We start from the raw sequence: 23,407 nt of genomic DNA, 5'->3' as shown, positions 1-23,407 counted from the left end.
ACTCAAAGAGGCACAGTTTTGGTAGTAAAATCTCTTAGAGGTCTTTTGATTTAGCTAATTAGGCGGACACTAACTATATGAGCCGTCTAATTCACGTTTTTTTAGCGATGAAAGCGAATTTGACGTTCACGCAATTCACGATCGCGTCGTTCACGCAATTGGCGATCGCGTCGTTCACGGGCTTGACGTTCACGCAATTCACGAATGCGTTGTTCACGCACTTGACGTTCGTGTTGGACTCTACCGTTATTAAAAGCTACAGTATTGCGATTAAAATGATCATGCTCAGATTTAAATTCAGCAGCATTAGCATTTTGAGAAAGAGCAGCAATTGAAGTAGCTGCTAATAAGCCTCCAAGAAGAATAGATTTAAAGCGGTTCATATATGCTCTATCTGCCTTGCATTAGTTGATTGGTGTACTCTTAATGTAATCGGAGTAATCAGGTACACGCCTGTGACATAAGTCATGTTTAAATGGTTACTTTTGTCACTAATACTAGGATTTATATCAATACAGTTCAGTTAAGGATTCTTGGTATTGATTTTAGGTATGTAGAGACGTTGGATTGCAACGTCTCTTGCATTGGATTTGGGGCTTAACTGAACCGTATTGGGATTTATATTTAATTTTAGAAATCGGATATAGCGGTTTTCAATTGGCTGAGGTACAGTTTTGACCTCTCTCCAAGCCTCTCTCCTAAAAGGAGAGAGGCTTGGAATTTTTCCCCCTTAGAGCGTCGGGAAGGGGGTTAGGTCTGTCTGCATACCTGTACCTCACCGAATTGAAAATGGCTATAACGGTCGAAACCTTAGCTGAGATGGGTTATACCCTCAGGTCAGCCTAGTAAAACTCAAGTCTGATTTCTATATTAGATTTATTTCAATCCCCAATAGGGCAATACGCTTGGGTTAGCGCCAAAAGCCTTAAACTGCGTAGGTTGGGTTGAGGAACGAAACCCAACAAAGCTATTTTTCACAAAGCCAAGCGTATTGCCTAATAGGGATTTTAGGTAATTGCAATTCAATCCAAGCAGCCCGTTTACCCAGCGATCGCATAAACTCGTTTCAATCCCTAATAGGGATTTTAGGTAATTGCAATCTGATTCTGGCTTGTATGCAAGCAGTATCTCCTTGAGGTTTCAATCCCTAATAGGGATTTTAGGTAATTGCAATTGTAAAGTACCATCTACTACGCGATGGCTCCGCCGTTTCAATCCCTAATAGGGATTTTAGGTAATTGCAATAGATAGAAAGCAGCAAGAAATAGAAGCTACAGTTAGTTTCAATCCCTAATAGGGATTTTAGGTAATTGCAATTGTTGTCCATCCTCCTGGCTGCAATGGGTTGTTTCAATCCCTAATAGGGATTTTAGGTAATTGCAATAATGCCGTCCAGCGACAGGTATTGAGTTTGCGCGTTTCAATCCCTAATAGGGATTTTAGGTAATTGCAATTGCAGGTTTTTGTCTTGAATGTATTGCCATAGTTGTTTCAATCCCTAATAGGGATTTTAGGTAATTGCAATCCTTGATGCGTTTCACAGCAGCCGGGTCAATATACCGGTTTCAATCCCTAATAGGGATTTTAGGTAATTGCAATTTATGCAGCGTTAAGCACACAGTTGAAAACTTTGTTTCAATCCCTAATAGGGATTTTAGGTAATTGCAATAATGAAAAAAACTGCTAAGTACTCAAAAGCCTGCCTCAGATTGTTTCAATCCCTAATAGGGATTTTAGGTAATTGCAATGTTTGCGTATGACAGATGTCAATTACGGGTTATTGTTTCAATCCCTAATAGGGATTTTAGGTAATTGCAATTTAACTTTTTTAGGAGGTTTACAAATGGAAGTCAAAGTTTCAATCCCTAATAGGGATTTTAGGTAATTGCAATTGAAGCATCCCCAAAGCATCTGCTTGTAATTATTGTTTCAATCCCTAATAGGGATTTTAGGTAATTGCAATTAAAAAGGTGGTGTTAAACTACCTTTTACATCCTTGTAATTATTGTTTCAATCCCTAATAGGGATTTTAGGTAATTGCAATCTGGGCTTGTATCTCCTGCGCTGCTTTGGTTTCGTTTCAATCCCTAATAGGGATTTTAGGTAATTGCAATCTTTTATCAACAAATCAGTGGTATTCACATTGATGTTTCAATCCCTAATAGGGATTTTAGGTAATTGCAATCCATGAATAAAGCCGTCCTTGCCAGAGAGGGCAGGTTTCAATCCCTAATAGGGATTTTAGGTAATTGCAATTAAATGCCGTGTACCATCTACCTCGGTAGAGGGGGTTTCAATCCCTAATAGGGATTTTAGGTAATTGCAATAATCGATCCGCCATTGACGAAAATTCTACAGTTCCGTTTCAATCCCTAATAGGGATTTTAGGTAATTGCAATACTCTCGATCCGGCTATCGCCGTCAGACAAGGCGGCACTGATGAAAAAAGCGTTTCAATCCCTAATAGGGATTTTAGGTAATTGCAATAACAGTATCATCGCCAAGCGCAAAAAGGCAGGGTTTCAATCCCTAATAGGGATTTTAGGTAATTGCAATGCCAAGGGTCTTGCTTATTAGCGGCAAGTGCCAATACTGTTTCAATCCCTAATAGGGATTTTAGGTAATTGCAATTCCTACTTTATTGTTGGCATAGAGCAGTTTCCCGTTTCAATCCCTAATAGGGATTTTAGGTAATTGCAATTCTGCTTGCGGGGCAATTGATGAATATTTCCTACAAGTTTCAATCCCTAATAGGGATTTTAGGTAATTGCAATTTTGCGCTGGATTGCTGTAATGTGTCTTAGATTTTAAGTTTCAATCCCTAATAGGGATTTTAGGTAATTGCAATTCTAGGATCGTCCGGGGGGCTGAAGGGTATCCAAGGTTTCAATCCCTAATAGGGATTTTAGGTAATTGCAATTTTGATTATCCGTAAAGATGGATATCTGATTTGTTTCAATCCCTAATAGGGATTTTAGGTAATTGCAATTTCGTTGAAATAGATGCACCGCAGTCCTCGCATGTTTCAATCCCTAATAGGGATTTTAGGTAATTGCAATCTATGGCTGGCTACCACATCCAGAGGAGCGTGGTAAAGTTTCAATCCCTAATAGGGATTTTAGGTAATTGCAATCCGGCGGCGATCGCTCCCCAATCGACACGGGTAAATGTTTCAATCCCTAATAGGGATTTTAGGTAATTGCAATCAGCTTTGGAGATGCTAGTAGAGTCTCCAGATGATGCAAGTTTCAATCCCTAATAGGGATTTTAGGTAATTGCAATCTAGAGGCTTTATGAGAGATTTCCCCCTAACGTTTCAATCCCTAATAGGGATTTTAGGTAATTGCAATAGGGGTATAGCTTATCCTCACAAGGTAGACCCGGATGTTTCAATCCCTAATAGGGATTTTAGGTAATTGCAATGTTGATTTAAGGGAGATTCTGGTGGGGGCTGCGCGTTTCAATCCCTAATAGGGATTTTAGGTAATTGCAATCGCTGGCTTCTGAAAGCCTTGCCTTATTTGGTTTTCAAGGTTCGGTTGCGCGAATGCAGAAATCATAACACGAACAGTTGTAATTTGGCTAGAGGCAAATGGCTGAAAACTAGTCCCAATAAGGTGCGCGGATGGTTTAAAAATGCTAAAGCTCTTAAGTTCTTGCAGATAAGGCAATTCAGCCATTTTTGTAGTCACCCCTTTGTCAACACCTACCCATCCGCGCATTCAGCAAAAAAACTAATCTGACTGAAAAGCTGCTTACTTCAATATAGATATCCTAAGATATCCTACTCGATTAGGTTAGCTGACTTCAGGGCGATGCCTGGGCTGTACTACGCCGAAGCAATACCAGCACCCTCATAACCGACCTTATTTGTCAACGTCTTCAAAGTCTGCGATCGCACAAGCAAACTCCCTAAAAGCTATTTTAATCAGAACCTCTTTTGTTCCCCTTTCTAGCGAAGAATTGCGTATGAGGTCTGTTAATTCTATGAATAACAGAGAAAACATAAAACGATCTTGGCGGTCAACTTGTTTCAAGCAAGACGATATAAACTGATAAAGCTCTGTTTTTCTAGGTTTAGTTTGTTCATCCCATATTTGTAACCCCAGCCGAAGAGTTCTCAAGCGAATTTCATTACTATTGAAAGACGCGTCTTTGTAGCGGACTGATACGCGTTGGGGTATTTCCATGAGTTTTAGCTATAGATATTCAATGTAAAGTAATTATTCACTTATATTGTGGCTCAACCGGAAAAATCTGATATTTAGCACCAATCCCAACAACCGCCATAGCTTAGAAACGAATGACTTGCGGGGAATATAGACAGTAGGGGCGTACATCTGTACGCCCCTACCTATATATCTTTGGTCAGGTATTTCGTGAAATCGTATAAGAGTATCTGGTGTCGATACCTGGGAATTAACCGATTAGACTTGTTGTATTCCTGGACGACCATCTTCAACCACAAATGAAGCCCGCTTACTAATCGTGCCAAATGGGGTTGTGACGTTTGATAAAACTAGATAGTCTGTCTTGCAGCTTGTGGGAGTCAGCGCACAGCGAACATACCCCCGTTGACTGTTGAAGAACTTAATGTGTGGGTTATCGGGTAAGTAAGCTTCAACTGCGGGGGTGGTATCGGCCCCGTCTCCACCAGAGGTTATTGAGGTACAGACGAATTCACTCCCGACTGTAGCAGATTGTGGGTTATTAAAGTCAGCCTTTAAATTTATTGCCCAGTTGGAATGGATATCACCTGATAAGACTACTGGATTAGATGGTTTACGCTGTTCTAAGAAATGCATGAGGCGATCGCGGGAAGCCACATAACCATCCCACTTATCCATGCTGTAGGTTTCGCCTTCCCCTGCTTTTGTGTCTATCTGAGCAACTACAACTTGCTGGGCTAAAACGTTCCACTTAGCCTGTGAGCTATTTAAACCATCATATAGCCAATCTTCTTGACGCTTGCCAGTAATCGTTGCCTTCGGATCTAAATTTTCTGGGCAACGTTCTTTATTACCATCACCACAGGGCTGATCGGTGCGATATTGGCGGGTATCTAAAACATGGAAGGTCGCTAAGTTACCAAAAGAGAGCCGACGGAAAAGTTGCATATCGGGGCCAACGGGACGCGAGAAGGGGCGCAGTGGCATATGTTCATAGTAAGCCTGATAGGCAGCAGCCCGCCGTTTTAGGAAGATTGCCCGATTTTGATCTGGTTCAGTATCAATTTCGGAGATGTCGTTGGCGTAGTTGTTTTCTACTTCGTGGTCATCCCAGGTGACAATCCAGGGAAAGGCTGCATGAGCTGCTTGCAGATTGGTATCAGTTTTATAAAGGGCGTGACGGTTGCGATAATCTTCCAAAGTTAGAATTTCTGCACTGTTATGCTGTCTGGGGCGATCGCTTGAAATTCCTCCTTCATAAATGTAGTCTCCAACATGGACTACCAAGCTGAGGTCGTCCTGGGCTAGATATTTGTAGGCGGTAAAGTATCCTTGCTCATAGTGCTGACAGGAAACAAGGGCAAAGTTTAATTTATTTAAGTAGCCACCTGCTAAAGGCGCTGTACGAGTGCGACCAATGGGGCTTGCGTCTTGGCCGACAAGAAAGCGATACCAGTACCAAGTATCAGATTGCAGTCCCTCTACCACAACTCGAACTGAGTGAGCTAGTTCTGGAGTTGCAAGTACCGTACCTTTGGAGACAATACGCCTCATATCGGGATCGGTTGCTACTTCCCAGCGAATTGGCACATTAGCAGATGGCATTCCACCTCCGTTTAAGGGTTCGGGAGCTAGACGAGTCCAAATTACTAGGCTGGTAGGATAGGGATCACCCGATGCTACACCCAAAGTGAAAGGATAATTGGAAAATCTGCTTCTAGCGATCGCTCTTTGAGGAGAAAATTGGTTAGCGATCGCCAAACCAGACAATGCTCCTGCCCCGATAATTAAGTTGCGTCGTCTTATTGGACTATGCAGCAACTGCTCAAAATTCCGGTAATCTACCATTCTCTACTCCTGACTAACACGTAAGTTAAAACACAGCAACAGCTAACACGAAGAAGGCAGGCTAATCGTAGGCAAACTTCATAACTAACTCCCTTACCCAAATCAGGTTTTAATTCCCAATTTTTCTCTGTGTTAGATGTTGTTTTGCCATATAAAACCCTACTAATAAAAGATTAATCCTTGGCAAAGAAAGCGTTAATATCAACTTAACCAAGGTTAGATTTTAACCTTTTTCATTGATGTTACTTTTCTCTTTAGCATCCAGCCAAGGCTACAAGCCAAGAGAGTGCCAACTAAAGGTGTAGGTTCAGGTACTTGTGTATAATAAACTCTCCCTGATATGGGTTCAGCATCGGGAGAAGTTCTAGAGAAAATTGTAAAATCATCACCAATGATTTCGTAACTTATAGAACTCGAAGGATTAGATTTATCGTTGAAATAATAATCTAATACCAAAGATTTTTGTCCTGTTAAGAGCGTGGTTGGAAATACCACAGGAAATTTTGGATATTGGGTATCATCTTTTTCAGTGTAAACAGTAGACTCACCGTCAAATTGGAAAGAGAGCGACTTAATCGTGGCTACGGGATAATTTTCATTGCTGAAAGCTGAGTCATCAAAGCTAAAAAAGCCATTTCCCTTAGTTACCGGACTATCAACTGTGAAAGCGTAATCAATAATTGCAGCAGATACAGATTTTGCATCTAGAGTAGCAAAACCTAAAGTAAGGCTAGCAGCAGCAAGCACTAATTTTGGAAACAATTTCATTTCACTTCTCCTCACGATAAACTTCTGTAAGCAATCCAGCCTGCAAAGTATAGAAATAGTCTGTTTCTAACTTACTTATTTCCCAAATGGGTATTCATAACTGTTTTCATAAGTGATGAAAATCAATGATTTTTCCCTGTTTCAACAAAAATAAGCAAGTATCCAAATAATTGGAACTGCCCTATCTTAGAATCATGAGTTTAAGCGAACTTTAATCAGAGGTAAAATTGAAGAAGAATTCAGAAGTCAGAATTCAGGAGTCAGAATCAAGACGCTCTCTACGAGACGCTCTGCGCGTTCGCTATCAGTCTCTTATTCAGACCCGCGACTACGAAAGTTGACCACCAAATTAAAAATTTGGTGGGGGTGCAAAAACGCCGATTATCCATCCGCGAGTCATACAGAATACCTTTCCTGTATTCTGACGACTGATGCATGTATTCTGTTCGATAAAATCTAATTTGATTTTGACAATAAAATACTTAGCAGATAACTAAGATATTTCTGATAAGTGGGAATATTTATAACTATGTTAATAAATTTAAATTGTCGGGTGCGTTACGCTTTCAGCTAACGCACCTTGTATTATGGATGGAATCTCTTAGGCATTTCCAAATAAAAAAATACTCAACTATTTCTTGTGGGGTGGGCATCTTGCCCGCCTTTGGCTGCGGGCTTTTCGGCCTGCCCCACAAGTAGTATTAATTTATTTGTTGTCAGTCCCTTATTGTTCTAACATTTGGAAGAATCGGGTAAAGTAATCCGGGAACGTCTTTGCTGTACAGCCAGGATCTTTAATCACAATTCCTGGAACCTTCAAACCAGTGACAGCAAAAGCCATCGCCATTCGATGATCGTGATAGGTTTCAATTGCTGCCGGAGTAATCGGGCTAGGCTCAATTTTCAGTCTATCTGCAAATTCTTCAACCGGAACTCCCAGCCGACGCAATTCTGTAACAACAGCTTGAATCCGATCGGTTTCTTTATATCGAATATGTTCCACGTTACGAATAGTAATCGGTGAACTGGCAAAGGGCGCGATCGCTGCTAATGTTTGCACCAAATCTGATATATCATTCATATCAATGTCGATGCCTTGCAATTGCTTCGGCCCCGTCACTTCGGTATAATCATCGGAGTGATTAATTTGGCAACCCATCTGTTCTAAAACATCCAGCCACAGAATATCACCCTGACAGGATTGTTTGGTTAAATGTTTGACGCGCACCCGTCCACCTGTGACGGCGGCGGCGGCAAAAAAGTAAGAAGCATTTGACGCATCGGGTTCTACTGTATAATGTCGAGCTTGGTAACGTTGACCCGCTTTAATCTGAAATTGATTATCGCCGATTTGAATCACCTCCACGCCAAAATCCGCCATCAGGCGACAGGTCATTTTGATGTAAGACAGAGAAACCAGTGTACCCTCAACCTCAAAAATCGTATCCTGTTGAGCGTAAGGCGCAATCATCAGCAATGCCGAAAGTTGCTGACTTGTTTGATTGGCTTTTAAGCGAAAATTTCCGCCAGCGAATTGCCGACTATAGACGGTGTAGGGCATAAACCCGGAGTTTCCCTCAAAGTTAACGGTTGCTCCACCCGTTTGCAGCACCGTCAGCATGTCGCCCATCGGCCGTTCTCGCATTCGGGGAACGCCATCTAGCCGATATTCGCCGTTCCCTAGTGCCACCAGCGCCGAGATAAACCGTGCTGTAGTACCTGATAAACCCACAAATAAATCTGCCTGTTTAGCTGGGATGTCACCTCCCCTTCCTGCAACCTGAATCTGAGCAAGATTAGGATTCAGAGTTATGGGAATACTCAATTGCTCTAAACATTTAGCAAAATACTCGCTGTCTTCACTAAATAAGGCATTTTCTAAAATGGAGTCACCTTGTGCCAAAGCTGCGACAAGCAACGCCCGATTGGTAAGACTTTTAGAACCGGGAATTTCTACCGTGGCATCCACTGGTCGATTTAGAGCAGGAATTGCAATGGTATCCACGTTAAACCTCTACGTAGGCGGTTAGCTACAACTTTATATATTGCCATATTGTGAGCAAAAGGGGCAGGGAATGAGGGGGATGAGGGGAATAAGCCTTGATAATGTTCCGTTACCCTGCGCCAGAAAAGCTACGTTCCTCAACCCAACCTTGTATCTAAGTCCATGATTAAGCCCGGATACTTGAGATATAAAAAAGTCCGTGCTACATTGCAGCAAGCACGCGCTACGTTGAGATTATCGCTATAATCTCTGTAAATAAATGACATTAATCTGTCACTGGTACTTAAACGACATCAATTTGTCCCGACGACAGTTAATTAGTCAAAACGACATTAATCTGTCACCGACGACAAATAATTAGTCACTGTATAACTAGTAACGACTTTAATAAAAGTCAGTTACATCAGTTACAGTTACACAGTAACCAGAAAACTAGTTAGCATAGGTGTTTCAGCCACTATGAGCAATTGAGTTGGTTACATCTTAGTTACGCCAGTTACAAGAGCAAAAAACGTGATAGTAATCATAAGTATAATAAGTAACTTCACGCAGGCGCTTTTTCTGTATTCACAGTTATTCTCATAATAATGAGAGTATTATAAGTATCAATTGAATATGGAATTTACAATCTCAATGTATAAAGGTGGCGAAAGAGTTTATGCAAAGGACTGTGACTTTAATTCCTATTCAGAACTCGCTTTACTTTGTCCTGATTGTAAACAAGAAGTTTATCTAAGGAAAGGTAAGATTATAAAACCCTATTTTGCTCACTTTCGAGATACAAATCTTAAACAAGCTACACAATGCAAACTAAGAGTATCATCTGATGAACACGCTATAAAGGCAAGTGAGTTTATTGGATATAGAGGACAAAAGCTAGAGATATTTCAACAGCGCTTCATAAGTATGATTTATCTTAAGGAAGAAAGAATTGTTGAGGATATAAAATTCTCGAACTGGATTGATTCAATCAAACGTAACAATAATCAAGCTATTCATAATATTACGAAAGATTGTATTGATCATTTTATAAATTATCAGAAAGAAATAGTAGAAATTTACTGTGTTCCTCTCAAAGACGATCAACCTTTTCTTCAACAGCAAATAGCTTTAAAAGCAATTGATTATTTGTGTGTCCAGTCTAGCTTTCGGTTGCTAGAGTATCTATTGTATTACAGTGTGTACAAACTGTATGAGCATGAACAAGACAAGTTATTTCAACAAGAAATTACAACAATAGACATAGCTAATATTTGTCAATACACAGCTAAAGTAATTATGTTGAACCCTTGGATAGAGGCAATAAATAATGCTAAAAACACACAGTTATTAGCTAATAGCTATCAATTACTTAAATTCAAAATAGTAAAAAATAAATCTTTATTGAGATTAAATACTGATATAGAAGCTGGCTCGATATCTGATAGCGAACAAGATGCTATCTTTTGGTTGAGGCGTGTGTATCTGGAATGGTCTGAATACCATTGCTTGACAGATAGACAAATACAAGATTTACAGCAAGTATTAACATCCAGAATGAGTAAAGTAGAGCATGAAAATGCGATCGCTAGATTGAGAAATAGCAATAAATTCAAATCGTTTCTAACCTTTACTTGTCCACATCAAGATACTAAGAAGTTTGATGAATTCATGACTTGGGTAAACAGATTATCACTAAGTACAGAAGCTATCGAAGATCCTTTAGATGGACTCGTTTACAAAATATCTCCTGACTGGAATAGACAAACTAGTATCAAGTTTACTTCTGTATTACAGTTAATGGAATTTTCGATGGTGGGCAAAAACGTAGACTTAGAATACCTAGAAAAGGAATACATTAGTAAAACAGAAGTATTACAAGTGCCTTGTCTATTAGCGCTAGATTTACTCAGTGGTTCCCTATTACCTTGTCCTAATAACCAGATATTGACAAGTGCAATACATCTGGATACATCAGGTGTTTTACCATTTATAAAGATAGATGGGAAAGAATACAGCGTATCATCTCATTTATCGATGCCAAATAGCGATCGCAACTCTATTTCCACATCTGTATCTACTAGAGTTATAGGCAAAGCTTCTCGTAGCACTCCCAAGTCAACGGGAACCGCAAGAGAGCCAAAAAAACTTGATGACTGGATGTTACTGTCACACATGCTAACATCTACTGAAGTAGCGATTATTGCCATAAATTCGCCCAAGTATCGTGACTGTACGCTTCTATTTAGCCGTTTTGAGTTAGTAACAAACCAATTTGGTGAGTATTCAGTGCCAGAGTTGCTTGAAAATACACTGCAAGCCAATAAAGGCATATTTGTAGAAAACATAATTGGGTATGTTGCTATCCGCTACCCTAATGGACGCATAGAACATGTAGGTATTGTTTTTCTACACGATAAAAAGGATAGAGAAACAAAGCAGATACGTAAGCAGCTATGGTATAGCGACATTGTTCGCTATGAGCATAAGCAAACCAACCAAGTTATAAGTAAAAGTGTTGTTAAATTTGTTCGTGATAAACATGGTAACTTTCAGAAGCAAGAAGTACCAGTAACTACGATGAGTACTGCGATCGCTAGCGTTGAAATCAAGAAAGATCCAGAACTTGCAATCTTTATTTCGTTATACGGATTAAGACATCAATGCCCAATTGTTCCCGCAAAGTTAACGTTAGTAGGTAGCGAAACTAAGCAGATAGCTGTAAATTGGCATAGTCTTACAGGGTTGCGTGTTGCTCCAATCAGTAAGACAGGACAAGTTGAGTACAATCCCAAGTACAGTTGTCCTTTCACAGTTGTCTCACGTTAGCAATCAGTAGTTGAAGACTAGTAATATTCAATTTATGCTCCGGTAGCTACAAACTACTGGGTTTTTGTTACGAGTGCGATCGCTAAACCGGGAAAATAACGATACTAGAGTTCCCACATCAGAGCAGTGGCAAGGGTTTATCGTATGAGTATGCAGCAAGTAGAGGGTCAGAGGGAATTCCGGCTGACCTCGAATAGGGCAAAGACAAAACTAGCCAAAGAAAACAATTACTGGGGATGCATCAGGATAAGGAATAAAGGAACAAACGAGCTTCGCGGGGCTTACATTCATAGTTTGATAGCAATATCAATTTTTTCTATCACGGCGCTTCTCTCCCTGCATAAGCAACATTTTGAACGTTGCAGCTTTGACATGATTAGTTGTAAAGCATTACTACCTACCTCTGTAAGCCTTTGTAAAGGGTGACATGAAGCGATTGTGGCTGATTACATGAAACCCAAAACAGAGGTATTACAGCCTGATACAGCTACGTTCCCTAATCCGTTAGGCGTTTATAACGTGATCATATACTTTATTCACTGATCAATAAGATAAAATTATGTTTGCAAACATAAATCATAAGTTTATCTCAAGCCGACTAGTAACCCCTATTTGGTTGTTTTAGGGGTACATTGGATTGAAGTGAGAGAAAATTGAGATAAAACAAGTTGGTTGGAGCGCTACGTTGACATCGTAGCAGTTACAGATAAGGACATTCCTAAAATGGACGTAACTGGATTCGAACCAGTGACCTCTACGATGTCAACGTAGCGCTCTAACCAACTGAGCTATACGTCCTTAACCACACAATTATCAACAATAACACATACTTTCTTGATAAAGCAAGGTAAAGCTGTAAATCCATCTGAATAAGGGAAGTACCATTCGACTCTAGTGTATAATCGATAAGGTTATTCGGTTCTGGTGGGGAGCAGCTACCAGAGGTAACTCTTAAAGTTCGGTGCAAATCCGGCGCTTGGGAGCAACTGTAAACCAATTTGAGATGTAATCGAAAATCCAAAATTGAGTGAGTCAGGATGCCCACCGAAGTAAATTTATCAGTTCCACATATCTCCAAGGTACAGATGACTACTACTGTAAATATTTCCCCGACTAGTCCCTTGGGTGTTGCTGACCATACTTTATTTGTTTGCAAAACTTGTGCTAGCGTTTGGCAAGAGGGAAAACGCTTAGGTGAAAGTGGCGGTGAAAAACTTCTATCTCAACTTCAGCAGCTTGCACAAGATTGGGACTTACAAGATGAATTCCCAATTAAGGAAGTTGAATGCATGAGTGCTTGTAATCGTTCCTGCGTAGTTGCCTTTGCTGCCAAGGGCAAATTAACATATTTATTTGGTGATTTAGCCGTTGATGGTAGTGCATCTGCGATACTAGAATGTGCTACTCAGTACTATGTCAAAGCAGATGGTTTACTACCTTGGTCAGAGCGTCCAGAAGCCCTGAAAAAGGGCATTTTGGCAAAGATTCCACCTTTATCTCAATGATTCGCGTTTTGATTCTGGGTGGTACAGGAGATGCCGCAGAACTAGCTGCCAAAGTTGCGACTATCCAAGGGTTAGAAGCAATCACCTCTCTAGCTGGCCGCACCCGTGAACCATCAGTACCGTTAGGTGATTTACGGGTTGGAGGCTTCGGTGGTGTGGCTGGATTAACTAGCTATTTGCGAGGGGAGCAAATCGACTTATTAATTGATGCAACCCATCCTTTTGCTACTCAGATTTCCTTGAATGCGGCAGATGCTGCAACCGAAGTTGGAGTACCCCGTCTGATGTTAATTCGCCCCCCTTGGGAAAAAGGAAGTGGCGATCGCTGGATTGAAGTTGACAGCGTTGAAGCGGCAGCAGTATCTGTAGCAAACCAGGCACAGCGAGTATTTTTGACAGTTGGGAGGCAAGAAATCGCCGCCTTTGCTCACCTAGAAAAAATTTGGTTTCTGATGCGGATGATTGACCCTCCTAGTGATGATGCTTTAGTGCCACCGGGAATGATATTGTGCGATCGCGGGCCTTTTACCCTCAATAATGAAAGGCAAATCCTGATTCACAACAACATTGATACCATCGTCAGTAAAAATAGCGGTGGCGATGCCACAAAGCCGAAGATTATTGCAGCGCGAGAACTGGGACTGAAGGTTGTTATGGTAAATCGTCCAGCCATACCGCCAGGGGAGCAGGTTACTGATGTTGATGGTGCTTTGGCATGGCTATTTGACAAGTTGCACGATTAATTTAGTTAACCGCATAGTTCATAATTCAAATGAAAATCTGTATTGTTGGCGCGGGTGCAATTGGGGGATATTTAGGGGCAAAACTGGCACTGGCAGGTGAAGCAGTGACGCTGATTGCGCGTGGTTCTCATTTGGAAGCAATTCAAACAAATGGGCTGAAGTTGCTTATGGCAGACGGTTCTAGCCAAATTGCTACTCCATTGGCAACTAGCGATATCCAGAAAGCCGGACGGCAAGATGTAGTAATTTTAACTCTCAAGGCTCACAGTGTAGCTGCGATCGCACCTTTTCTACCTGCACTCTACGATGCTCATACAATGGTGGTAACAGCCCAAAATGGTGTTCCTTGGTGGTACTTTCGTCAGCATGGCGGTGAGTATGAAGGTACACGGATTCAATCTGTTGACCCAAATGGGATTATTGAAGCTAGTATCGGTGCTGAACGCGTCATCGGTTGTGTTGTTTACCCGGCAACTGAGATAATTGAACCAGGTATAATTAAGCATATTGAAGGCGATCGCTTTACTCTCGGTGAAATCGACGGCACTAAAACAGAACGCATCCAATTATTAGCAGAAACTTTAAAACAGGCAGGATTCAAAGCACCAATCCGCAATCAAATTCGCACGGAAATTTGGATCAAGTTGTGGGGGAATGTGGCGTTTAATCCGATTAGTGCCCTGACTGGTGCTACTCTAGAAGGTATTTGTCGCTATCCCCTCACCCGTGAACTAGCGCGGCAAATGATGACTGAAACTCAAGCGATCGCTGAAAAGTTGGGTATAAAGTTTGGCATCACTTTGGAACAGCGAATTAATGGGGCAGAAAATGTTGGTGCCCATAAAACCTCAATGCTACAAGATATTGAAGCCGGACGCGCTACGGAGATAGATGCTATTGTGGGCGCGATCGCAGAATTGGGAAAGCTCACTCAAATTCATACACCTTATATTGATGCTATTTATGCCAGTGTTAAGCTGCTGGAAGCGACCAAAGTAAAGATTTGACAGTGCTTGAGTTTTATGGCATGTGAAAAAAAGCGTAGGGGCGCACATCTGTGCATTGGTGTCAACTTAAGTAGGACTTATGCACTGTACAAATGCATCGTGATGTGCATTAACGAGTTTGAGGAAGTTTTCAGGCTTTTCTTAATTATCCTGCGATGCCTACGGCGGTAAACTACATAAATAGATCATGCTGTGCCCTTACGAAAGATATGGTTTTTAACGTTGTATATTTAGTATTTCTCGTCAATGCGTAAGTCCTATTAATTAACTCTTTCAAGGTGACTCGTAAAATCTCTTTTCTTCTCTCTGTGTTCTCTGTGCCTCTGCGGTTTGAAAGTTATTTCTCTAACCTTATTAGGCGCAGAAACACAGAGAAAAGAGGAATTATTGGTAGCCCCCAAACTTTCAAATCACTTCGCTTTTGCAACAAAACGCGCCCCAAATAATAGAAGTAGGCGCTCACCTACAACTTGTCGTAACTTGCCGAGAGAAGAGAAAGTTTCTAAAGAAAATCTAAAGGTAGCAAATAGCGATCGCCTGGAAACAGGATAATGCAGCTCAAGTGTCCAATCCTTCCCATTCAACCTAGAACTATGGCATCTACACCCAAAATCCTCGCCTTTGCCGGCAGCACCCGGATTGATTCTTACAACAAAAAATTGGTAAAAATCGCGGCATCTGGCGCTAAGGCAGCAGGCGCAGAAGTGACTTATATAGACCTCCGCGATTTACCCCTGCCTCTTTTTGATGAAGATTTGGAAGCTCAAGAAGGACTACCTGCCAACGCCCGCACTTTCAAAGATTTGCTGATTTCTCATCAAGGATTGCTGATTGCTTCGCCTGAATATAACAGTTCACTCACAGCAGTTTTGAAAAACGCTATTGACTGGGCATCCCGTCCAGCCCCAAATGAAGCACCGTTGGCTGCTTTTGCAGGTAAGGTTGCTAGTATTATGAGCGCTTCCCCAGGCGCTCTTGGTGGTTTGCGCGGCTTGGTTCACCTGCGGTCTATTTTGGGAAATATCAAAGTTTTGGTACTTCCCGATCAAATAGCTGTATCCAAAGCTTACGAAGCTTTTAATCCTGATGGTACGTTAAAAGATCCTAAACAGCAAGAATCTATTGAAAAGTTAGGCGATGGCTTAACAAAGATATTGCTGAAGCTCAATTAAACTCTTCAGGTGTTCAGTAAATAGCGAACACCTATCATTAAATACAGATTTTGGGGTATGAAAGCACATTGGTATCAACTTCAGGTGAAAGCCAAGTATTCGCTTTGACATAATGCTTACGACGTAAATTACGAAGACTATCATTAGGAGTTAAGGATGATCACAAAAAGAAAACCTAGACATCCTGGCGGATTAATCAAGCGTCAGTACCTGGAACCGCTAAATATCACAATTACTGACTTTGCTGATATTCTTAATGTGTCTCGTAAAACTGTATCTGAGATAGTTAACGAGCAAGCAAGTGTTACGCCAAATATGGCACTTCGTTTGGCTACCGCCTTGCAAACTACTCCTGAACTTTGGTTAAATCTCCAACAAAAATATGATCTTTGGTGCGCTGCTAATGAATCAGAGTCTTGGAAAGATATAGCACCCATAAATTTACAAGCTTGCTGATCGATAAGATTCCTGACTTATTAAATAGACATCTCCAGAAATTAAATATGCGTTACCCAGAACTCTTGTAGAGACGTAGCACTGCTACGTCAAAACAATTCTTTTTCACTCCTATGTCTAATCAATCGGGAATCTGAACAGTTCAATTCTCACAAATTATAAATTAATATTTTTGGAAAAAATTGATTTAGGTAGCATTCCATGCACACCTTTTTGGGGACTGTTCACAACTTGAGTGATATGAAAATTCACAGCTAAACTACACAATACATAAGCATCTTCTGGCGACAAATTGGCGAAGCGTTTCAGAAAATCAATCATGTTTTTTAAAGCCAGTTCTAAGGCTTCATCTAAGGTTTGAGCAAACCCCATTGTGATCATATGAGTTGGAGTTTCGGCAATTGGTGTTGTCAGTTGTAAATCCTTGCGAAGTTTGAGGGTAATTCTACCGTTCATCGAAGTTTCAATCGCGGTGACATTTACTTCACCATCTCCTTGTGCAGAATGCCCATCACCAATAGAAAATAATCCACCTGGTACGAAAATCGGCAAAAATAAACGAGAACCAGCTTGTAATTCCCGATTGTCGATATTACCACCGTAAGAACCTGGTGGAATAGAAGTTCGAGAGGTTTCTGGAGTAGCGACACCAAGAATTCCAAAAAACGGTTTGAGAGGAATTTTTATGCCAGTACCAGCCGGAAATTCCGCGATATTGTTTGCTAAATCTAGAGGAATGAATCTCAAAGCAGGTTGAGGAAACTGATGTGGTAAAGCTCCCCAACCTGTACGAATGGCATTGAAGCCTATAGGTAAACTAGGTGCGATCGCATCTAATTGTACTTCTAAAACATCCCCTGGTTCGGCATCGCGCACATAAATCGGCCCTGTGAGTAAATGCGGCCCCCCAGCAATTTTGCGTTCTGGTAGAAGATTTTCGCAGATGTCGAGAAATTCTGGTGTGACAAACTCAGGTGGTGCTTTGTCATAAACGTAGTAACCAGTATAAGTTTCCACATCAACTGTGTCGCCAGAGTCAATAATCAGTGCTGGTTCTAGCTGATGGGAGAAACCGCCTAAATGCACGGTTTCTTTTGAGGCTTTTAAAATGTAGTGAGTCATCGCTGTTGTGTTTTTAATTGCGTGCAATACAAAAGCAAATCGCATGGGTGGGTTAAGAGACTTGAGCAAACTGGCGTACCATTGGCATGGGTACAGCAATATTCCCTAACGCCTGTTGCATCAAAGAGAGAACCGCTATGTCAATAACTTGCACAGTATTTTAGCAATCAAATCTTGCATATCCAATGACAATGTACCCAGTTCACGCTGAATCAGAGATTTACGAACTGTCATCAAATGATCCAGCCTAATAGTCGATGGTTTATTTAACCCATTGGCAGCAAAATCTGGATGACTCGTATCCAATACAATGTCCGTTTCCATCAAATCAGATGGAATCTTACTGGTGATCAAAGCAAGGATAATATGTTTGTAAGATCCCACTGGATTAGTCAAGCAAATGGCTGGACGCAATTTAATAGCTGATAAATCATCGAATGGGAAAGGTATAAGGACAATTTTACCCTTAGTCATTAGTCATTGAATGGCTTCCCATCGGCTAATGTGTAAATATCTTCTTCAGGATGTTTTAGAAAATCAAAGACTGGATTACTCGCAGCCGCTTTCAGCCATTCTTGTTCATCTATTTCTTCTTCATCTTCCCAATAATTTTCTGTCTGAATCAAAGCCTGAAACCGCCCATTTTCTCGAATACTGTCAAAATCTGAGTCATTTTTTGCAACTTCTAAATATTGCTTAGGACTCAAATTGATAGCTTTTTGCAAATTATAAATTGCTGGTTCAATATCTCCCTGCAACGCATAACAACAACCCTTATTGTAAAAAGCATCTGCATAATCAGGTTTTAATTCCAAAGCTTTGTCAAAGCTAGCAATAGCCTCTTCAAAGTTTCTCAGCTTTAACAACATATACCCTTGGTTATTCCAATCTCGGTAGTCATCAGACTTAATTTTAATCGCTTTCTTAAAACTAGCAATTGCTTCTTGAAAGCGTTCTAACTTTCTCAGCGTGATCCCTCGATACTTCCAAGCTTCATACCAATTCGGTTTGAATTCTAAGGCTTTATCAAAGCTAATGATTGCTTCTTGCAAGCGTTTTAATTGCCCAAGTGCAATACCTCGGCAATACCAGCCCTTCGAGATATTGGGGTTCAATTTTATACTTTTATCAAAACTATTGGTTGCTTCTTCAAAATGTCCCAAGTCATAGAGCACAATGCCCAAATTGTACCAACTCCAGTAATCGTTACATTTGAATTGAATGGCTTTGTTGAAACTGCTAATAGCATCTTCTAGGCATCCCAAGTCATACAGCGTAATACCTCGGTTAAACCATGCTTCGTATTTGTTGGATCTAATCTCCAAAGCTTTGTCATAACTGGCAAGCGCCTCTTCAGGCTGTTCCAAACATCCTAGTATAATCCCCCGGTTGAACCAGGCTTCATACAAATCTGGTTTAATTGCCAGAGCTTTGTCCAAGTTAGCGATCGCTTCTTCTAAGCTACCTAAATTTACTAGCACAATACTCCGGTTGTACCAGGCTTCATACAAATCTGGTTTAATTTGCAGTACTTTGTCTAAGTTAGCAACCATATCTGCATCTTCATCAATAACTTCTAAGTCCCTAGCACTGTTTTGCTTTTGTAGGAGCCTGCTAAAAAGTCAAGATTGATGTCCAAGGGCTTTTTGTACCCAGTATTCGCTTGATTTTGGCGTTCTAAAAACAGGCTATCCATTATGCGTATTGATTCCATTCATGTTTTACCCAATTAGTCATGTGGGTGTTAATGCGATCGCACTCTGACTCAGATTTTAGCCTCTCTTCTTCTACCTTCTCTGAATAATTAATTATTTGCGTTCTAAATCCATAACTAAAATAGGTTTCAAGTTAAAATGCCATCAACATTAGATTTGTCATCTGTATTCACAATAATTGGCAGAGAAAATGGAGACTGATGCTAAAGGAGATATCTAACCTCAGTATCCTCACAGTCCATCTGCACCACACAATTTCTTCCTTGTGCTTTTCCTTGGTAGAGTCCCTGGTCAGCAGCAGCAATTAAGGTTGCAGGAGATAATTGGCTATGAGGAGTAATGGTTGACACACCAAAACTTAAGGTGATGAATTGATTGACATCAGAATGCGGATGAGGTATTTGTAATGCACTCACATTGGTCTGAATATCTCTTGCAACTGCGATCGCCCCTTGAATATCAGTATTCGGCAAAATGACTGCAAACTCTTCTCCACCATAACGAGCAACTAAACCAGCGCAGTGTTTAACTGTCTGAGAGATTGTCTTGGCAACCTGTCTGAGTGCATCATCTCCTGCCAAATGCCCATGCGTATCGTTGTAAAGCTTAAAGTAATCGACATCACACAAAATCAAAGATAGTGAGCCTTGCTCTTGTGCCAACCGTTGCCACTCTGCGTTGAACGTGTCATCAAAGCAGCGTCGATTTGCCACTTGGGTTAGACCATCCGAAGAGGCAAGGCGCTGTAATTCCTGGTTTGCTTGTTGTAATTGCTGGTAAAGTTCTGATTGCTGAATAGCGATCGCAGCTTGACCTGCTAACTGCTTAAACAAATTAACCTCAGATTGCTCCCATTGTCTGGGGTGACGGCATTGGTGAGCGATCAATAGTCCCCACAAACGCTCTTGGTGCAAAATGGGCACGATCAGGTTTGCCCGGATTTGCAAACTTTGAAGGAGGTGAAGATGACACGGCGATAGTCCCGCAGTTTCAATGTCTTCAATCGCTTTAGTATTGCCTTGTTGATAGTAAGTTGCGCGCGTGGATTTAAAGCACGTGTCCATGACGTGAAATCCCAGAATGGACATGCACCCTTCTGCTAAGGATTCTACAGCAACTAAACCACTCCAGTCTGGCTTAAACTGATAAATCAGTACTCGGTCTATCTCAAACAGTTGTCGTACTTCGGCTGCTGTGGTTTGCAAAATCTCGTCTAACTCCAACGATTCTCGAATGCGCTGCGTTACAGCCGCGACAATTCGCTCAGACTCGCTTTGGTGTTGAACTTGCTGCTTAACTAGCTGAGAATTTGCTGATGCTACAGTTAATGCGATCGGATCAAACTGAGGGGTTATAGTCACAGGCACTGCACTGGGTTTAGCAATCAAATAGCCTTGAGCAAGATTTGCACCTCGTTCTCGCAGCCAGTTCAGTTCCTCAATGCACTCAATTCCTTCCGCAACAGTCTGGATATTTAACTTTTGAGTAATCTCTAGAAGTTTCTCGGTAATCGAAGCTTTATAAAGGTCTTGATGCACATCTCGAATTAACTCCATGTCCAGCTTGATAAAGTCTGGACGTAACTGATGTAGCAAGTTTAGGCTGGAATAGCCAGAACCGAGGTCATCAAGGGCAACTAAAAACCCAGCATCCCGGTAGTATTGCAGCACCGTCTTCAGATGGTCTAAGTCTTGAGGATTGTCTGACTCCACGACTTCAAAAACAACCCGATCATGGGAAATGCCGGCAGCATCAATTGCCTCTACCGTACTACGTAGGCAAAAAGCTGGGTCATAAAGTGACGTTAGTGCAAAATTGATGAAGATGTGCCCACTTACTTGATAGCGACTGACTTGAGTAATTGCGCTCAGGCGAGCAACTTGGTCGAGTTGTGGTAGGAGTCCGGCTTCGGTTGCTAACTCCAGAATTGGTTTCGGTAGCAATATATTGCCTTGTTCCTCCAGTCCCCGCAAGAGCGATTCATATCCAAAAATCTGCGATGTATCCTTAATTGAGACAATTGGTTGGAAGTAAGTGGTGAATCGCTCCGTTGCCAGCATTTCAACCAGCCAGTCGGATTGGTTCAACTTAATGAACCGTTGTAATGAGGCTATGTCACTAAAATCCTGAATTTGAGGTTGCATAGTGCCTCGAACGAAAAGGACTTGCGTCTCTTTTAATTCTCTCGGTGCAAGTAGTTCGGCTAGGTTACGCGCAATTTTTAGCGACTGTCCGGGTTTACAGTCCAAACTTAAACCTGGTCGCTCGTGCATCAGTTCATACTTAAGGGCAAACTGCTGTAGGTAGGAGGTAACTTTTTGCAGAGTATGTGGAACGGGGAACCACAGAAAGAGCCTGCCTGCTTCCTTACTCCGGCAGCGTGCAACGTTGCGACAAGCACAGCTTTTGAAGATGCGACATATTTGACTCATAGCTAACTAATTTGCTTAATGCGATTTAGTTTATTATTCCCACTGTTTATCCGATAAAAGATAAACTATACTTCAAATAGATGAAGAGTTGATGAGTTCGGCAAACTGAATAATTTAGCTGATCAGGTGATTTACCAACATTTTCCAAACTTGATATTAACTGGTCAAACAATTGCCAATAGCTTTTCTACAATAAGGCAAATTAATGAGTAGTTATATTAACAATTTTTACAAACTAAAGGCAAAAAATAGCCAGTGTATGAAGAATTTTTAGCTAGATTAATTAAGATTAAATATATATTACTTAAGAATGAATCTAGCCTCAATCAAGAACAGAAGCTATCCAAAAATTTAATAAAGAATTTCCTCTAAAACAGGAGATTTTAAAAGTGTTGTTTATTATCCAAAACTCTTAGAAACATCAAGCACTATATATTATCAATTTTGACAACAGAGTGTTCTTTTGCATCTATTACTCCTGAGATAGAGATTGTGATCTCAAGTCAGAGCATCACAACTTTCGTCATAATTTTAATTTATCGTTTTAACAAACAAGACTATTTGATTTTATTCTCCAAGTCGCTTTATCCTGAAATCATAGAGGACTTATGCAAAACTATACGCACTCTAGGGCAATTCATGTAGCTTTAGCTGACCGCAGGATATTGCCCCTACCTAAAAATCATTCTTTTGGGCTATTGTTTGCGTAAGTCTTGCAGTAGAGATTTGAACTTTGAACAAATACAAACTTGGCTTGCGATACAGCTAAAGGCTAAGTAATTAACTATCCAAATCTCTATAGCTATCAAACTTAGGTGAAAAATAGGTGCTACATGAATCCGGCAAAATCATTAACCAGCAACATCAGCTTTCAGAAAGCAAAAAAGGACAATAGCTAAATGTTAGAGCAGCAGATTGATTACCCAACCAGACCGAAGACAAGTGCAATGATTATGAAACTTTTCCAAATCATTCTAGTTGTCTTAGTACTTTTGATCAACTTAGCAATTGCTTTCCCGTCTTGGGCAGAAAGAGCGTCTGCTTTAACTAGCAATCCTAACTACTTTGAAGTAGGGCAAAAAGTCATTTGGCTTTACAAGCCTCGCGCGGATTCTAGCGATGTCCAAAGAATAACCGCCGAAGTAGTCAAGTTAAGTTCCAAGCAAGTGCAAATCAAGGTGTACAAACATAATAAGGAATTTGTCAATCGTTGGGTGAATCCAAACAAGCTTGAGAATTCCCAAAAACTTAAAGAGTCAGTACTCTAAAATTTAGGCAGATGGAAGTAAATCTAGTCCTAGTACGCCACGGCGTAAATAGAGCAACCATTTCAAATCCCTCTCATAGCTTATTCCATAATACTTTTGAATGCGTGAATGCGTGAATGCGTGACTTCGGCCCTGCGATACTAGCCAGCTACAAAACTATTTACTGGAGAAAGTATTTGGATTTCGGCTGAGATCAGCTATTTCATATCTAATAATATGCATATAATGGTAATCAAAGAAAGAGTGCATTTAGGGTTATGCCAGCTAAAGGAGATGTCAGGCGATGCGGAAGCCGCCACTTCGCGATCGCAACCAGAGAATTTACTGTCTGAGTTAAGTAAGTCGGGGAGGAAATTTACAAGTATGTAACAAACAATTAAGCATAAGAA

General features: G+C 40.9%; 17 protein-coding genes, 1 tRNA gene and 1 CRISPR repeat array. Of the genes, 8 read left to right on the top strand and 10 right to left on the bottom strand.

Annotated elements, in window-relative coordinates; genetic code table 11:
• Nucleotides 1-101: 101 nt before the first annotated feature.
• The 5 genes from HWQ23_RS31540 to aroA form a co-directional block, all read right to left on the bottom strand.
• Nucleotides 102-383, bottom strand: a complete 282-nt coding sequence (locus HWQ23_RS31540; RefSeq protein ID WP_292837544.1) for a hypothetical protein — start codon at nt 381-383, stop codon at nt 102-104.
• Nucleotides 384-985: 602 nt separating this feature from the next.
• A CRISPR array of direct repeats spans nt 986-3,494; the repeat unit is 37 nt; unit sequence GTTTCAATCCCTAATAGGGATTTTAGGTAATTGCAAT.
• Nucleotides 3,495-3,866: 372 nt separating this feature from the next.
• Nucleotides 3,867-4,190: a hypothetical protein gene (locus HWQ23_RS31535; protein WP_292837542.1), complete on the bottom strand. Its 324-nt coding sequence runs from the start codon at nt 4,188-4,190 to the stop codon at nt 3,867-3,869.
• A gap of 237 nt (nt 4,191-4,427) precedes the next feature.
• Entirely contained in the window at nt 4,428-6,017 is a 1,590-nt protein-coding gene (locus tag HWQ23_RS31530; protein WP_292837540.1) for an alkaline phosphatase D family protein, read from the bottom strand.
• Between the two features lie 216 nt (nt 6,018-6,233).
• Nucleotides 6,234-6,785 (bottom strand): PEP-CTERM sorting domain-containing protein, encoded by a 552-nt coding sequence (locus HWQ23_RS31525; protein ID WP_292837538.1) that lies wholly within the window; start codon nt 6,783-6,785, stop codon nt 6,234-6,236.
• 724 nt (nt 6,786-7,509) lie between these two features.
• Nucleotides 7,510-8,790 (bottom strand): 3-phosphoshikimate 1-carboxyvinyltransferase, encoded by a 1,281-nt coding sequence (gene aroA, locus HWQ23_RS31520; protein WP_292837536.1) that lies wholly within the window; start codon nt 8,788-8,790, stop codon nt 7,510-7,512.
• Nucleotides 8,791-9,405: 615 nt separating this feature from the next.
• Here aroA and HWQ23_RS31515 point away from each other — a divergent pair.
• Entirely contained in the window at nt 9,406-11,598 is a 2,193-nt protein-coding gene (locus HWQ23_RS31515; RefSeq protein WP_292837534.1) for a competence protein CoiA family protein, read from the top strand.
• 724 nt (nt 11,599-12,322) lie between these two features.
• Here the strand turns inward: HWQ23_RS31515 and HWQ23_RS31510 are convergent.
• Nucleotides 12,323-12,396, bottom strand: a tRNA-Val gene (locus tag HWQ23_RS31510).
• A 287-nt stretch (nt 12,397-12,683) separates the two neighbouring features.
• Between HWQ23_RS31510 and HWQ23_RS31505 the strand changes: the two genes are divergently transcribed.
• The 5 genes from HWQ23_RS31505 to HWQ23_RS31485 all read left to right on the top strand — a co-directional run bounded on the left by HWQ23_RS31505 (nt 12,684) and on the right by HWQ23_RS31485 (nt 16,481).
• On the top strand, nt 12,684-13,103 hold the full coding sequence (locus HWQ23_RS31505; protein WP_292837581.1) for a DUF1636 family protein: 420 nt from the start codon (nt 12,684-12,686) through the stop codon (nt 13,101-13,103).
• A complete protein-coding gene (locus HWQ23_RS31500) occupies nt 13,100-13,846 on the top strand; it encodes a cobalt-precorrin-6A reductase (protein ID WP_292837532.1) in 747 nt (248 codons plus the stop codon). Before HWQ23_RS31505 ends, HWQ23_RS31500 begins: the two co-directional genes overlap by 4 nt.
• A gap of 29 nt (nt 13,847-13,875) precedes the next feature.
• Entirely contained in the window at nt 13,876-14,853 is a 978-nt protein-coding gene (locus HWQ23_RS31495; protein ID WP_292837531.1) for a 2-dehydropantoate 2-reductase, read from the top strand.
• Between the two features lie 593 nt (nt 14,854-15,446).
• Complete coding sequence (locus HWQ23_RS31490; RefSeq protein ID WP_292837530.1) at nt 15,447-16,025, top strand: NADPH-dependent FMN reductase; 579 nt, start codon at nt 15,447-15,449, stop codon at nt 16,023-16,025.
• 156 nt (nt 16,026-16,181) lie between these two features.
• A complete protein-coding gene (locus tag HWQ23_RS31485) occupies nt 16,182-16,481 on the top strand; it encodes a HigA family addiction module antitoxin (protein WP_229546327.1) in 300 nt (99 codons plus the stop codon).
• A gap of 156 nt (nt 16,482-16,637) precedes the next feature.
• On the opposite strand, the gene HWQ23_RS31480 is transcribed toward HWQ23_RS31485, so the two are convergent.
• From HWQ23_RS31480 to HWQ23_RS31465, 4 genes are all read right to left on the bottom strand, one after another.
• On the bottom strand, nt 16,638-17,603 hold the full coding sequence (locus tag HWQ23_RS31480) for an acetamidase/formamidase family protein (protein ID WP_292837528.1): 966 nt from the start codon (nt 17,601-17,603) through the stop codon (nt 16,638-16,640).
• A 135-nt stretch (nt 17,604-17,738) separates the two neighbouring features.
• Complete coding sequence (locus HWQ23_RS31475; RefSeq protein ID WP_292837526.1) at nt 17,739-18,077, bottom strand: type II toxin-antitoxin system PemK/MazF family toxin; 339 nt, start codon at nt 18,075-18,077, stop codon at nt 17,739-17,741.
• Nucleotides 18,077-19,156, bottom strand: a complete 1,080-nt coding sequence (locus HWQ23_RS31470) for a tetratricopeptide repeat protein (protein WP_292837524.1) — start codon at nt 19,154-19,156, stop codon at nt 18,077-18,079. The genes HWQ23_RS31475 and HWQ23_RS31470 overlap by 1 nt, the downstream gene beginning before the upstream one ends.
• Nucleotides 19,157-19,521: 365 nt before the next feature.
• Nucleotides 19,522-21,750 (bottom strand): EAL domain-containing protein, encoded by a 2,229-nt coding sequence (locus tag HWQ23_RS31465; protein ID WP_292837522.1) that lies wholly within the window; start codon nt 21,748-21,750, stop codon nt 19,522-19,524.
• A gap of 899 nt (nt 21,751-22,649) precedes the next feature.
• Here HWQ23_RS31465 and HWQ23_RS31460 point away from each other — a divergent pair.
• Together HWQ23_RS31460 and HWQ23_RS31455 are read left to right on the top strand one after the other, a co-directional pair.
• Entirely contained in the window at nt 22,650-23,018 is a 369-nt protein-coding gene (locus HWQ23_RS31460) for a hypothetical protein (RefSeq protein ID WP_292837520.1), read from the top strand.
• 225 nt (nt 23,019-23,243) lie between these two features.
• On the top strand, nt 23,244-23,387 hold the full coding sequence (locus HWQ23_RS31455; RefSeq protein WP_292837518.1) for a hypothetical protein: 144 nt from the start codon (nt 23,244-23,246) through the stop codon (nt 23,385-23,387).
• Nucleotides 23,388-23,407: the final 20 nt, after the last annotated feature.

Source organism: Nostoc sp. JL33 (genome assembly GCF_017114985.1).
Taxonomy (GTDB): Bacteria; Cyanobacteriota; Cyanobacteriia; order Cyanobacteriales; family Nostocaceae; genus Nostoc.
This window is presented reverse-complemented; position numbering and strand designations above follow the sequence as displayed.

What these genes read in the sequence shown, in the direction of transcription:
- HWQ23_RS31515 (WP_292837534.1), top strand. Translation starts at nt 9,406, where the DNA reads ATGGAATTTACAATCTCAATGTATAAAGGTGGCGAAAGAGTTTATGCA.
- HWQ23_RS31480 (WP_292837528.1), bottom strand. Translation starts at nt 17,603, where the DNA reads ATGACTCACTACATTTTAAAAGCCTCAAAAGAAACCGTGCATTTAGGC.
- HWQ23_RS31525 (WP_292837538.1), bottom strand. Translation starts at nt 6,785, where the DNA reads ATGAAATTGTTTCCAAAATTAGTGCTTGCTGCTGCTAGCCTTACTTTA.
- HWQ23_RS31475 (WP_292837526.1), bottom strand. Translation starts at nt 18,077, where the DNA reads ATGACTAAGGGTAAAATTGTCCTTATACCTTTCCCATTCGATGATTTA.
- HWQ23_RS31485 (WP_229546327.1), top strand. Translation starts at nt 16,182, where the DNA reads ATGATCACAAAAAGAAAACCTAGACATCCTGGCGGATTAATCAAGCGT.
- HWQ23_RS31455 (WP_292837518.1), top strand. Translation starts at nt 23,244, where the DNA reads ATGGTAATCAAAGAAAGAGTGCATTTAGGGTTATGCCAGCTAAAGGAG.
- HWQ23_RS31490 (WP_292837530.1), top strand. Translation starts at nt 15,447, where the DNA reads ATGGCATCTACACCCAAAATCCTCGCCTTTGCCGGCAGCACCCGGATT.
- HWQ23_RS31530 (WP_292837540.1), bottom strand. Translation starts at nt 6,017, where the DNA reads ATGGTAGATTACCGGAATTTTGAGCAGTTGCTGCATAGTCCAATAAGA.
- HWQ23_RS31460 (WP_292837520.1), top strand. Translation starts at nt 22,650, where the DNA reads ATGTTAGAGCAGCAGATTGATTACCCAACCAGACCGAAGACAAGTGCA.
- HWQ23_RS31540 (WP_292837544.1), bottom strand. Translation starts at nt 383, where the DNA reads ATGAACCGCTTTAAATCTATTCTTCTTGGAGGCTTATTAGCAGCTACT.
- HWQ23_RS31465 (WP_292837522.1), bottom strand. Translation starts at nt 21,750, where the DNA reads ATGAGTCAAATATGTCGCATCTTCAAAAGCTGTGCTTGTCGCAACGTT.
- HWQ23_RS31535 (WP_292837542.1), bottom strand. Translation starts at nt 4,190, where the DNA reads ATGGAAATACCCCAACGCGTATCAGTCCGCTACAAAGACGCGTCTTTC.
- HWQ23_RS31500 (WP_292837532.1), top strand. Translation starts at nt 13,100, where the DNA reads ATGATTCGCGTTTTGATTCTGGGTGGTACAGGAGATGCCGCAGAACTA.
- HWQ23_RS31470 (WP_292837524.1), bottom strand. Translation starts at nt 19,156, where the DNA reads ATGGTTGCTAACTTAGACAAAGTACTGCAAATTAAACCAGATTTGTAT.
- HWQ23_RS31495 (WP_292837531.1), top strand. Translation starts at nt 13,876, where the DNA reads ATGAAAATCTGTATTGTTGGCGCGGGTGCAATTGGGGGATATTTAGGG.
- HWQ23_RS31505 (WP_292837581.1), top strand. Translation starts at nt 12,684, where the DNA reads ATGACTACTACTGTAAATATTTCCCCGACTAGTCCCTTGGGTGTTGCT.